We start from the raw sequence: 12,937 nt of genomic DNA on the forward strand, positions 1-12,937 counted from the left end.
GGTAGGGGTTGCCGCCCCACCGGCCCGGGGCCGGCGAGTCGGGGTGGAGCTTGTGGTGTCCTCGGGAGCGGTCAGGCGTGCACGGGAGCACCGTGGCTGCGCCGCAGGCCGGGTTTGTCGATCTTGCCGACGGGGTTGCGCGGCAGGGCGGCGACGACGTGCACCTCGGCGGGCACCTTGACCCTCGTCAGCCGCTCGGAGAGGTGGGCGAGCAGTTCGGAGTCGGTGACGGTCCGCTCGGGATAGGTCACGACGTACGCGACGGGAACCTCGCCGTACACCTCGTGCGGCGCGCCGATCACGGCGGACTCGAGGACCGCGGGGTGCGTGGCCAGGGCGTTCTCGATCTCCTTGGGATACAGGTTCTCCCCGCCGCGGATGATCATGTCCTTGATGCGGTCGACGAGGGTGAGGTATCCGTCCTCGTCGAGCCGGCCGACGTCGCCGGTGTGCAACCAGCCGTCGACGACGGTGCGGGCGGTCTCCTCGGGTCGGCCGAGATAGCCGCGCATCACGTTGGGCCCCTTGATGAGCACCTCGCCGGTGGCCCCGGCCGGCAGGTGCCGCCCGTCGGGTCCGGCGATGGCGATCTGCTGGCCGGGCAGCGCGGGGCCGACGGTGCCGAGCTTGCGGGGGCCGTCGATCGGGTTGCACGCCGACGCGCAGGTGCCCTCGGTGAGCCCGTAGCCCTCGACCACGACCAGGCCGAAGCGCTGCTCGACCCGATCGAGAAGTTCCTTCGAGATCGGGGCCGCGCCGCAGATCGCGAAGCGCAGCGACGAGGTGTCCACCGGGGTGTCCAGCGGCTGGGAGACTAGCAGGGCGTAGATGGTGGGCACGGCCGAGAAGTAGGTCGGCCGCAGCCGTGCCACGTCGTCGAAGAACCGGGCCGGGGAGAACCTGCCGGTGATGCTGAGCTGCGCCCCGGCCAGGATCGGCGCCAGGAAGCTGACCGCGATCGCGTTGACGTGGAACAGCGGCAGGATCAGTAGGCAGTGGTCGGCCTCGGTCAGCTGCAGGTGCGTGCGGAACGAGTCGGCCATGAACTGCAGGTTCGCGTGGGCGAGCTGCACGCCCTTCGGGCGGCCGGTCGAGCCGGAGGTGTAGATCAGCAGGGCGGTGTCGTCGGGACGGGGATCGGCGCCGGCCGACCATCCGGCCGGCGGGGCGGTAGCCATGTCGTCCACGTGGATCAGCGGGCGGCCGCCCGACGGAGTGTCGGGACCGGCGCCCAGGACGAGTACGGCTCCCGCATCGTCGATCTGGTACTCGGCCTCGGTCGCGGTGAACGCGGGATTGACGGGGGTGGCCGTCGCACCCAGCCGCCACGCCGCCATGAGGGCGACGAGGAGTTCGGCCCGGTTCGGCAGCATCACCGCGACGACGTCACCCGCAGCGATCCCGTGCTGCTGGAGTTGCGCCGCGAAACCGTCGACTCTGCGGGCAAATTCGGCGTAGGTGAGTTCCCGGTCGTCGTCCCGCACGCAGGGCCGGTCCGATTCGCGGTGCCACACCAGATATTCGATCGTCACTACCGTCGGTCCTTTTCTCTTCGGCTGACCACAACGGTAGTGACGGGGATCACGTCCCGACTACGGCCTCGCGGGCTCGAGTTCCGACGGGGTGTTGTCCTCCGAGCACAACACCGCGCCGCCGGCTGTCGTTGCAGCCGGCGGCGCGGAGCGGATCGTCAGTGGGCCGGATTGCCCGAGGGCGCGGGCTGCGGCCCGCCGGGTCGCGGCTCCGCGTCGACGTGCATCGCCCGGGCCAGCGCCCTCTCCTCCGGCGGGGTGGCCCGTTCGCCGCCGCGCCGGCGCAGGTACCGGGTCTTGAGGTGGTACGCGGCGACGATGACCGCGAGCGCGATCAGCGACTGCACCAGTTCGGCGCGGGCGCCGGTGAACCACATGCCGACGAGGATCGCGACGATGACGGCCGTGACGACGACCGGCAGGACCGGGTAGAGCCACACCCGGAACTGCAGGATCTCCGGCGACGTGCGTTCCCAGCGGCGGCGCAGCACCAGCTCCGACAGGCAGATCATGATGTACACGAACAGGCAGATCGCACCGGACGACGTGACCAGGTACAGGAAGATCGTGTCGGGCCAGACGTAGGCCGCAACGATGCACACGTATCCGACGAACGTGCACGACAGCACGCCCTTCAGCGGGACACCGCGGGAGTTGACGGCCGTCATCCACGCGGGTGCGTCGCGGTGGGCACCGAGCACGAACAGCATGCGCGAGGCGGTGTAGAGCCCGGAGTTCAGGCACGAGAGCACGGCGACCAGCACCACGAAGTTGAGGATCTCGGCGGCCCCGGGGATGCCCAGGACGTCGAGGGCGGCCACGAACGGGGATTCGCCGACGACATAGCTGTCCCACGGCAGCATGGTCACGAGCAGGAACGTCGCGCCGACGAAGAACGCCAGGATCCGGAACACGACGGTGCTGGTGGCGCGGCGGATCGCCGCGGCCGGCTCCTTCGACTCGGCCGCGGCGATCGTGACGAGCTCGGCCCCTGTCATCGAGAAGATGACGGCGACCACCCCGACCATGACGGGGGTGAAGCCGTGGGGCAGGAAGCCGCCGTGTGCGGTCAGGTTGCCGAAGGACAGCTCGGCCCCGGGCCAGACGCCCAGCACGTAGAGACCGGCCAGGACGAGGAACGCGATGATCACCGCGACCTTGATCCCGGCGAACCAGTACTCGGCCTCGCCGAAGTTGCCGACCGACAACAGGTTCACGACGGTCATGATCAGCAGCAGGCCGGCGGCCATCAGCCACAGCGGCACGCCGGGGAGCCAGCGGCCGAGCAGGGTGGCCCCGACCACGGCCTCGATCCCGACGACGACCACCCAGAAGTACCAGAACAGCCAGCCGGTGGCGAAGCCTGCCCAGTTGCCCATGGCGTCGCGGGCGTATTCGGTGAACGAGCCGGTGCAGGGCTTGGCGACGGCCATCTCCCCGAGCATGCGCATGACCAGGAAGACGATCAGCCCACAGATCAGGCAGGTGAGGATGGCGCCGGGGCCGGCCTGACCGATGATCGCGCTGATCCCCACGAAGAACCCGGCCCCGATCACCCCTCCCATGGACAGCATGGTGAGATGGCGCTTCTTCAGCGCGTGGCCCAGGGTGTCGGACCTTTCGGCCGGTGGATCGGTATGCACGGCACTCCCTTCGAGACCTGATGTGCGGCCGCCGTCGTGTGCCGGTTCCGGCGTTACGGCGGCGCTGTCGCTCGGATGGGAGAACACTATGGCCGTGATGTGACCCACGACATGTCCGTGATGTACACAATCGTGGGTCACACCCGCCGTCGGGGCGATTGTCCGCCGGATTCAGACCGGCTGCGCCTCATCCGGCGCCGCCTCGGGTGCCTGCGACGTTTCGGGTCCCTGCGCCGCCTCGGGTTCCGAGGGCGCACGATCCGTCACCCGCGGGGTGAGCAGCACGTAGCTGCCCGCGGCCAGCAGCACCGTCACCACCGGGGCGAGCTGCGCCCACGTCGCGCTGACCTCCTGCACGGTGAGCGCGATGCCGGCGACCGAGGAGATCAGCCACGCCAGCGCCCCACCGGACGCGGTGCGGGGCATGGCGTGGCCCCGATCCCGCAGCACGTAGACCACCGCGATCGCCACCCAGGCGGTGATCAGCACGCCCTGCCAGGCGAGGGCCTGCAGCAGGTACCCCAGCACGTCGGTGAGCATGAGCAGGTATGCGAGCACGGCGGTGACCACCACCCACACCGCTCGGGGCACGTCGATGCGCAGTGCCCGGTGGACGAACACCTGGAGGTTGGTGGAGGCGAGATAGAAATTGGCCGAGTTGATGCGGGTCTGGGACACGATGATCAGCAGCACCCCCGCGAAGCCGAGGGAGCCGACGACCGCCTCGACCACGCCGGTCTCGGTTCCGGCGATGTCCCAGGCGCCGAGGAGATAGAGGCCGACGAGCCCGTTCACACCGAAGGTCAGCGCATAGAACACCCAGCCGAAGGTGACGGTGCCGTGGAAGGCGGCGTCGGTGCGGCGACCGAGCCTCGCGTAGTCGAAGGTGTACATCATCAGCACCCAGACGCCCATGTAGACGAGGTAGGCGGTGAGCCAGCCCGGAAGCGGACCCGATGCCACCGTGGCGGTGAGCCATCCGGTGGGGTAGCCCTGGCGCACGGTCGCGGCCACCACGACGGCGACCATGCCGACGAGATAGAACGGCAGCAGGATCCCGTTGAGCTTGTCGAGCCACGCGGCGACACCCCCGATCACCACGGGAATCATGTACACCGTGCAGAGCAGGTACCACAGCCTGATGTCGCCGCCGAAGTACTCCTGCAGAGCCACGGCGACGATGGAACCCTCGAAGACCCCGTAGTAGAGCGCGGTGGCCGCGAACAGCACCGGGGCGAGCAGTGAGCCGACGGCGCCGAACATGCGCCGGGACAGCAGCTCGACCGACAGGCCGGTGTGGATCGCATAGCGGGAGAGCACCAGATTGACGACGCCGAAGGTGGCGATCGAGGCAGCCATCCCGGCGAGGGTGGCCGGTACCCCGACCGCGCCGGCCGAGGCAACCGCGATGTAGAGCCAGAACATGGCGCTGAACATGGCCCACCATGCCATCGTCAGCGACCAGCGGGACAGACGCCCGGATTCGGGCACGATTTCCCGCTCCGCGGGGGATCCGGGAGCAGATTCGGTGAGGTGATCGGACATGGGGTCGCCTCTCGGGGGGAGGGAATCCGAACCGGCGCAGGGGCGCACGACCGCCCGCAGCACCGGGGGCGGGAGGTTCGGCAGGGGAGCTTCGAGGGAGGGTGGAGAGCGCGAAACCCGTTGCGGGGCAGCGGTGAAACTGCCCCGCACGGGCTTCAGGACCAGTGCGCGACGGAGCGGGTCCGCAGCAGATCGCGGAACTGGGCGGTGGTCGTGGGCAGCAGCTCGCCGGTACCCCAGTCGACGATCACGCCGTAGCGGCGCACGAGGTCGAGCATGGACAGCTCACCGCTGCGGTAGCGGGCGGCGACGGTTTCGGGGTCCTCGTCGAGCCAGCCCTTGCGCGACACGCGGATCTCCTCGCGGACGCGCTCGGTGGCGTCGTGGTCGAGCTCGTAGCGGTCGATCTCGGGGTCCACCGGCACGACGACGACGCCGTAGTCCAGGGCGGCGCGCTCGACGGAGACATATCCGTCGATCACGTCCTCGAGCACGGCGTCCGGGTCCCGCTGCAGCGGATCCCCGTAGCCACCACCGCCCGCCGACGGCCGCTCGAACGAATCTCCGGACTGGACGGGCACATTCGAGAACACGGACCCGAGGAAGCGCTCCTCGGGGGTGCCGCGGTTGAGCCACACACCGTGCGGGATGGACGGCAGGCCGCCCTCGATGCCCCAGGTGACCGAGCGGGAACGGTCACAGCAGTACGACATCACGCTGCTGTCGCTGTCGGTGAGGATGCCGCCCTTGGACAGGCCGCACCCGCCGCGGTATTCCCCGGGTCCACCGGAATCGGTGATGATGGCGTGCTCGCTGGTCAGCACGGGGGTGAGGCGTTCCTGCCCCTCGCACGGCTGCACGGCCAGGCCGATACCGAACACCGGTGCGGTGGCGCTCGATCCGTCCTTCGAGCTGCGTCCGCCCCAGCCGCCGGCCATCCAGTCGTACCACATGAAGAACGGCCGGTCGTCGGTGCGGGCGTCGCGGCCGCCGACGAGCAGGTACTCGAGGTTGAACGAGCACGCGATGGCGCGGGAGGGCACGACCTTCGACCACAGTTCGAAGATCGCGTTCATGATCTTCTCGTAGGGACCGGAGCAGAACCCGGTCACCGCGTGCGGCCAGCCCGCGTTGACGACGGTGCCCTCCGGTCCGAGGTCGGTGCGGATCGCGTTGTACAGGCCCGAGTTCAGCGGCACGTCGGGGAAGAACGACTTGGTGCCCGCCACGATCCCGGAGAACGCGGTGCCGTAGCCGCTGTTGAGGAAGCTGGCGACCGCCGGTGCGCTGCCGGTCAGGTCGTAGCTGAGCTGGTCGCCCTCGATCGTCATGGTGACGCGGATCGGGACGAGCCCCTCGGGCCGGGCGGGATCGGAGTCGAGGTAGTCCTCGGTGGTCCACGTGCCGTCCGGCAGGTCGGCGACCCGGCTGCGCACGATGCGCTCGACGTAGTCCTGGACCTCGCGCATCGCGTCGGTGACGGTGCCGCGCCCGTATTTGTCGACGAGTCGGTGGATTTCACGTTCACACACGCCCGTGGCCTCCGCCTGGGCGTGCAGGTCGCCCATGCTGATCTCCGGCGACCGGGTGTTCGCAACGAGCAGTTTCGCGACGTCCGCCAGGAATCGGCCCTCGTGCCACACCCGGACCGGGGTGATCCGCAGGCCCTCACCGAAATGCTCGGTGGCGGTCACGTCGAACGACCCGGGGACGCTGCCGCCGATGTCGGCCCAGTGACCCTTGTTCTGCGCGAAGGCGATGAGGACGCCGTCGGCGAAGATGGGCCGGACGAAGCTGACGTCGTTGAGGTGGGTGCCGCCCCGGTAGGGGTCGTTGACCATGAAGATGTCGCCGGGGTTGATGTCGGAGCCGAATTCCTCGAGCACGGCCTTGCACTGGAAGTGGAGGGTGCCCACGTGGACCGCGATGTCCTGGCTGCCCTGCATCACGGTGTTGCCCTCGGCGTCGCAGAGCGCGGAGGAGAAGTCCCGCGAGTAGATGACGAACGAGTAGCAGGTGCGCAGGATCTGCTCGGACATCAGGTCGACCGAGGTGGCGAACGCGTTCTTGAGGACCTCGAAGGTGACCGGATCGAGGGTGGGGGACGTGGTGGTCATCGGGTCTCCTGGATGTCGATGCGGATGTTCGCCCACTCGTCGATCGTGGCGGTGGTCCCCGGGGGGACGACGGTGGTGGAGTCGAGCTGGGTGATCACGGCCGGGCCGGGGATGCGCGTACCGAATTCCAGTGTGTCGCGGTCGAAGACGGGGGTGTCGAGCCGGCCGCGCGCCTCGTCGAAGTAGACGTTGCGCCGCTCGACGGGCGCCGGCTCCGCGGTGGTGGGTTCGGAGGTGCGCGGGAAGTTCGGCTTCGGCGTGGTGCCCACCGCGCGCAGCCCGATCTGGTAGATCTCCACGGGTGTGTCGTCGCGCCGGAACGAGTAGTCCCGTTCGTGCTCCTCGTGGAACCGCTCGACGGCCTCCGCGAGGAAGCCGGGGCCGCTGCCGGCCGCGACGGTGAGCGAACGCCACTGCCCCGCGTAGCGCATGCTGATATGACGATCGAGGACCATCCGTTCGGGTTCGACCCCCTCGTGGCGGAGACGCTGCGTGCCCTCCTGCTCGAGCCGCAGGAATTCGCGCTCGAGCGCGGTGGTGTCGACCTCGTCGACGCGGCCCTGGAACATGGCCGACAGGTCGTGCCGGATGTCGACGAGCAGGCACCCCTGCGCCGAGGTGATGCCCGGATGGGGCGGCACCACGACGGTCGGAATGGACAGTTCCTTCGCGAGGGCCGCGCCGTGCAGGGCGCCCGCGCCGCCGCAGACGACGAGGACGAAGTCGCGCGGATCGTAGCCGCGCCGAATGGACAACAGCCGCACCGCATCCGCCATGTTGGCGTTGGCCACCTGGATGATGTTGCCGGCCGCGGTGTCGGCGTCGAGACCGAGCGGTCCGGCCACGCTCTGCTTGATCGCGTTCTCCGCGGCCGCCACGTCCAGAGTGAGGCCGCCGCCGATGAGGGCGGTGCCCAGGCGGCCGAGCAGCACGTTGGCGTCGGTGTTCGTCGGCTCGGTGCCGCCGCGCAGGTAGCAGGCGGGTCCGGGGGAGGCGCCGGCCGACTGCGGCCCGTTGCGCAGCGAGCCTGCCTCGTCGAGCCAGGCCAGCGATCCGCCGCCGGCGCCGATGGTGAGCACCTCGATGCTGGGGAAGGAGATGGGGAAGCCGTACTCGACCTGCCACTGCTTGGTGGTGCGGACCTCGCCGTCGTAGACGAGCGAGATGTCGGTGCTGGTACCGCCCATGTCCAGGCCGATCGCGTTGGGGTATCCGCAGCGGGTGGCGATGTCGGCCACGGCGATCGCGCCGGCGGCGATGCCGGAGGCGGCGAGCCGGACGGGATACTTCTCCACCATCGCGGGGGTCATCGAGCCCCCGCCGGAATGGAGCAGGAGCAGGTCGCCGTCGTATCCGTCGGTGCGCAGCTGCGCTTCGAGCCGGTTGACGTACCCGCTGACCAGGGGTGCGAGCACGGCGTTGGCGACGGTGGTGGAGGCGCGGTCGTACTCGAAGATCTCGGGGAGGATCTCGCTGGAGGTGGAGACGGTGACGTCGGGCAGCTCGGCCTCGAGCAGTGCCCGCACGCGCTGCTCGTGTGCGCTGTTGACGTAGCTGTTGATCAGGCACACCGCGACGGTCTTGATGTTCTTGCGGCGCAGGATGCGGGCGATCTCCCGGACCTCCGACTCGTCGAGCGGGGTGACGACCTCGCCGGCGTAGTCGATGCGTTCGGTGACCTCGTACCGATCACGGCGGCGGATGTAGGGGGTGCCGACGTCGACGTACGTGTCCCACAACTCGTCCTTGGTGCCGTCGCGGATCTCGAGCACGTCGCGGAACCCGCGGGTGGTGACGAGGGCCGCGGGCGGGAAGTTGCGGGTGATGAGCGCGTTGGTCGCGACGGTGGTGCCGTGGGAGAACAGGGTCACCTCGGTCAGGTCGATGCCCGCGGTGCGCACACCGTCGATCACGGCGCGCATGGGATCGTCCGGGGTCGAGGGAACCTTCGCGATGCGGGTGGTCGATGCGCTCTCGTCGAAGATGCACACGTCCGTGAAGGTGCCTCCGACGTCCACGGCGACGCGCAGGTGGGGATTGCGGGATGTGATCATCGTCATACTCCTGGGTCGGGTGGAACCCAGTATTCGGCCTGGTCGCGGGGCCATCAATTGGAGAAAGTGAATCGAGTTCCCCGAATCGTTGGAGATCTTCACACCCATGGGAGAAAGATGTCGGGCATGCTTCCGGACCGTTTCCGGCTCGTCGACCTGCTGCTCGAACCCGACCTCGGGCTCCGGCTGGCGACCGATGCCGACCCCAACGTGGGAATCACCGGCGCGCACCCGATCGAGATCGAGAACCCGACCCGGTGGCTGCGGCCGGGGTCGATGATGCTCACCACCGGCTCGCGCTTCCCCGGCCACGAGCACCCGCAGCAGGCCTATCGCGAACTGATCCGCGAGCTCGTGGGGTCCGGCATCGCCGCGCTCGGGTACGGCGTCGGGGTGATCACCGACGACGTCCCCCGGCCCCTGCTCGACGAGGCCGAGCGCCATCGGTTCGCCGTGGTGGCGATCCCGCCGGAACTGCCGTTCATGGAGGTGGTCGGACGTGTCAATGCCGCGGCGCAGGCGCAGGACTCGATGCTGCTGCGCCGCACGCTGCAGATGCAGAACCACCTGCTCGAGGCGATGACGGCCGAGTCCCCGGAGGCCGACCTCGTGGCCCGGCTCGCCGGGCTGCTCCGCAGCAGCGTCGTCCTCTACAACGAGGTCGGCGACGTCGTGGCCTCGGCGGGTGGCGCACCGGTGCACCTGATCCGCAATCAGCTGCGCGGCCGGGACGGCCGGCTGCTGTTCCGGGTGGGCCGATGGTCGGTGAGCGCGCACTCGATCTCGCCGGGCGGCCAGCACTACTGGTTCGCCCTCGCGTCCAAGAGCAACGAACTCACCGATCCGCTCACCGCGCCCGCCGTCGAGGTGTCGCTGAGGCTGCTCAACACGATCGAACGCACCCGCCAGCGCGCCACCATCGAAAACCGCGCGCGGCACGCCGCACTGGTGCGGGCGCTGGCGTCGGGCGATCCGGCCGATTCCGACACCGTCCTGGACCAGCTCGAGATGCTGCGGTTCGGCCCCGAGCCCGATATGCGGATGCTGGCCTTGTCCGCCGCACCCGACTACGACAACCGCCGATGGGTGTTCCGGGCGAACTCGCTGCTCGATGCCGTCGAAACGGACGTGTCCGGGCTGGCCCGCGACATCGGGCTGACCCTGCTGCTCGCCCGGGGCGAGGGGGGCCTCGTCGGAGTGGTCCCCGCCCGGGCGGAGGCTCTCGACTCCTGGTCGAACAACCTTCCACAGGGGTTGACGTGCGGCTCGAGCGAGCCGTTCACCGATCCCGCGCGCGGGCCCGACAAACTGCGCGAGGCGCGCTGGGCGCGACGGGCCGCCGAGCGGCTCGGCCGCAGCACCCAGCGCTTCGAGGACGTGAGCCTCGCGGACTGGTTGCTGGCGGGCCGCGACCCGGGGCCCGCTCTCGCGCGCGCCACCGCGGTCCTGGCCCCACTGCTCGACGGCCACGACGACCTGGTCGATTTCCTCGTGCTCCACCTGGCCCGGGACCTGGACGTGGGGCGGACGGCGCGGGAGCTGAACCTGCATCCGAATACCGTGCGGCACCGGGTGAAACGAGTCGAGGACCTGCTGGGCCGGTCCCTGCGTTCCCCCCGGGACGTCACCGACGTGCATCTGGCCCTCGAAGTCCTCGCCGAACACCCCACCTCCTAGCCGCCCGGTGGGGGGAAGGATCGTCATCATGGCCATCACCGTGCGTCGGCTCACGACGCTGCCGGAGCTCGGGCTCACTCTCGTGGCGGGTCGCGACGGAGCCGACCGTGTCATCGAGTGGGCGCATCCGATCGAGCTTCCCGACCCCACCCCGTGGCTCTCGGGTGGAGAGCTCGTGATGACCACCGGACTGGAGATCGGCGCCGGCGCCGACGAGCAGTTCGCGTACCTCCAGGGCCTGGTGGGGGCCGGCTGCGCGGCCTTGGCGTTCGACACCGGAACCCGGTTCGACCGCGTGCCCGACGGTCTGCGCGCCGCGGGTGACGCGCTGGGGTTCCCGGTGCTCGCCGTGCCCGCCTCGACGCCCTTCATCGCCATCACCCGGGCGGTCATCGACGAACTGACCGCCGACCAGGTCCGCGCGGTGCAGCGGGTCGTCGATCAGCAGGAGCGGCTGGCCCGGGCCACACTGCGCGGGGGTGTGCCCGCGGTCGTGACCGCGCTCGGTCAGGCCCTCGCCGGAGCCGTCGCCGTCGTCGACGCCGACGATCGCGTACTCGCCGAATACGGGTCCGACACGACGCGGGCGGTCCGGCATGCGCGCGGGGTGGCGGAGTCGGCGTCCCGATCTCCGCGGCGACGGCAGATGAGCAAGGTGCTGGTCGACGCCGCCGGGCACTACACCGTTCAGAGCATCGCGGCGGCCCAGGACCTCTACGGATACCTCGCCGTCGGCACCGCGGAGCCGCTCCCGCCGGCCGACCGTCTGCTCCTCGCCCACGCCGTGTCGCTGATCTCCATCGAGCTCGGCAAGCCCGCGAAGGTGCAGAGCGCAGAACAGCGGCTGCGGGCCGTCGTCACCCGGACACTCTTCGACGCACCCGAACGCATGGACGCCGGCCTGCTCCGCTATTTCGGGTTCGAACCGACCGACACCGTCGCCGTCGCCGTGCTGACGGAGGTCGGCCCGCTGCTGCCGGCGGAACGGCAGGTCGGCGCAGTCCTCGCCGCGGAGGGCGTACCCCATCTGGCGGCCTCGGTCGGCACGGATGTCGCCGTGGTTCTGCCGGCCGACCGGGCCCGCGAGATCGCGACCCGGGTCCAGGACCGGGTCCGCGCGCAGCTCGGCCGGCCGGTCCGGTGCGGGCTGGGCGGTCCGTGCGGCGTGAAGGACGCGAACACCAGTGTGCAGCAGGCTCTCTCGGCGGTCAGGGCAGCGCGGAACGGGGGCCGGACACCGGTGGAGTTCGCCGAGCTCGGTACCTTCTCGGTGTTGCTGGGCATGCAGGACCCGGACGCGCTGCAGGCCATCGCCCGCACCGGACTCGAAGCACTCGATGCCTACGACGCGAAGCACGGATCGAGCGGAAGACTGGTCGAGACCCTCGCCGCGTACCTCGAGCACAACGGCCAGGCCGAGAGCACCGCCGCCGCGCTGGGCATCCACCGGCACACCCTGCGGAACCGGCTCGCCCGCATCACCGAACTCACCGGCCGCGACCTCGACTCGATCCACACCCGGGTGGAGTGGTGGCTGGCCGTCAAGGCCCGGGAGATGCTGGACGGCCGTGGCGGATAGGTGCCGACGTCCGGTCGCAGCGCCTCGACGAGATCCTCACCCCGGCCGCGCCCCGGACGATTCAGGTGCGGTACGCGTCGGCGCGGTGGGAGATCGCGGTGACTCGGACCTGGCGGGTGTTCTCGTCGATCAGGTACAGCACCCGGTAGGAGCCGCGGCGGGCGGAGCAGGCCGGTGCCAACGGTGGGGCGAGTTCGTTGCCGACCCGGTGCGGGTTTTCGAGGAGGGGTCCGGTGAGGAACTCGTACACCGCGGCGGCGACCTTCTCGGGCAGGGTCCGCTCGAGCGCACGGGCAGCGGTACGGGCCACGATCAGGGTGTAGGGCTCGCCGGGGACGCTCACTCGTCGTCGGGCTTGCCCGCCGACATGATCTCGGCGAGGGCTGCGGCATCGAGACTGCCCCCGGCCTCGATCTCGGCCCTTCCCGTGAGGTGGTCGGCAAGCAGGGACTTCTCGGCCAGCACGGCAATGGTCTCGCGCAGCGCGTCGTAGTCGTCGGCGCCGAGCAGCACCGCGGCCCGGTGCCCATTTCGGGTGACCGCTGCGACCTCGACTCGATCCACACCCGGCCGGAGTGGTGAGCGGCCGTCGAGGTCCGGGAGATGCCGGGCGGCCGTGGCGGACGATCCGGACCCGAGCGGGGGATGCAACGCGGCGCAACAGTTGTGACGCGCGATCGTTTCGAGTGTGCTCCGAGTCACATTCTCACGAGTCGCATTCTCACGGGAAGGACACTCCGATGCTCCACGCTCCCACGGCCGGTCCCGAACTGCGCCGGCGGAGCTGACG

9 protein-coding genes are annotated in these 12,937 nt (G+C 70.0%); 2 read left to right on the plus strand and 7 right to left on the minus strand.

Going from position 1 to position 12,937, the window contains the following annotated elements:
- Positions 1-71 precede the first annotated feature (71 nt).
- The 5 genes from KZJ41_RS27805 to KZJ41_RS27825 all read right to left on the minus strand — a co-directional run bounded on the left by KZJ41_RS27805 (position 72) and on the right by KZJ41_RS27825 (position 8,897).
- On the minus strand, positions 72-1,532 hold the full coding sequence (locus KZJ41_RS27805) for a class I adenylate-forming enzyme family protein (RefSeq protein ID WP_102800241.1): 1,461 nt from the start codon (positions 1,530-1,532) through the stop codon (positions 72-74).
- A 158-nt stretch (positions 1,533-1,690) separates the two neighbouring features.
- A complete protein-coding gene (locus KZJ41_RS27810; RefSeq protein WP_029546736.1) occupies positions 1,691-3,175 on the minus strand; it encodes an amino acid permease in 1,485 nt (494 codons plus the stop codon).
- Positions 3,176-3,346: 171 nt separating this feature from the next.
- The gene (locus KZJ41_RS27815; protein WP_065923272.1) at positions 3,347-4,720 is read right to left on the minus strand and encodes a cytosine permease; all 1,374 of its coding nucleotides are present in this window, start codon (positions 4,718-4,720) and stop codon (positions 3,347-3,349) included.
- 155 nt (positions 4,721-4,875) lie between these two features.
- On the minus strand, positions 4,876-6,837 hold the full coding sequence (locus KZJ41_RS27820) for a hydantoinase B/oxoprolinase family protein (RefSeq protein WP_050036190.1): 1,962 nt from the start codon (positions 6,835-6,837) through the stop codon (positions 4,876-4,878).
- Positions 6,834-8,897, minus strand: a complete 2,064-nt coding sequence (locus KZJ41_RS27825) for a hydantoinase/oxoprolinase family protein (RefSeq protein ID WP_050036191.1) — start codon at positions 8,895-8,897, stop codon at positions 6,834-6,836. The genes KZJ41_RS27820 and KZJ41_RS27825 overlap by 4 nt, the downstream gene beginning before the upstream one ends.
- 111 nt (positions 8,898-9,008) lie before the next feature.
- On the opposite strand from KZJ41_RS27825, the gene KZJ41_RS27830 reads away from it, so the two are divergent.
- Together KZJ41_RS27830 and KZJ41_RS27835 are read left to right on the plus strand one after the other, a co-directional pair.
- Entirely contained in the window at positions 9,009-10,568 is a 1,560-nt protein-coding gene (locus tag KZJ41_RS27830; protein ID WP_006932166.1) for a PucR family transcriptional regulator, read from the plus strand.
- Between the two features lie 28 nt (positions 10,569-10,596).
- Positions 10,597-12,147 (plus strand): PucR family transcriptional regulator, encoded by a 1,551-nt coding sequence (locus KZJ41_RS27835; protein ID WP_050036192.1) that lies wholly within the window; start codon positions 10,597-10,599, stop codon positions 12,145-12,147.
- A 61-nt stretch (positions 12,148-12,208) separates the two neighbouring features.
- Here KZJ41_RS27835 and KZJ41_RS27840 read toward each other — a convergent pair whose 3' ends face one another.
- Both KZJ41_RS27840 and KZJ41_RS27845 read right to left on the minus strand, forming a co-directional pair.
- Positions 12,209-12,490: a type II toxin-antitoxin system RelE/ParE family toxin gene (locus KZJ41_RS27840; RefSeq protein ID WP_006932158.1), complete on the minus strand. Its 282-nt coding sequence runs from the start codon at positions 12,488-12,490 to the stop codon at positions 12,209-12,211.
- A complete protein-coding gene (locus KZJ41_RS27845) occupies positions 12,487-12,711 on the minus strand; it encodes a type II toxin-antitoxin system Phd/YefM family antitoxin (RefSeq protein ID WP_050036487.1) in 225 nt (74 codons plus the stop codon). Before KZJ41_RS27845 ends, KZJ41_RS27840 begins: the two co-directional genes overlap by 4 nt.
- Positions 12,712-12,937 lie beyond the last annotated feature (226 nt).

Origin of the sequence: Rhodococcus sp. 11-3 (assembly GCF_023704055.1) — a bacterium.
Lineage (GTDB): Bacteria > Actinomycetota > Actinomycetes > Mycobacteriales > Mycobacteriaceae > Rhodococcus > Rhodococcus aetherivorans.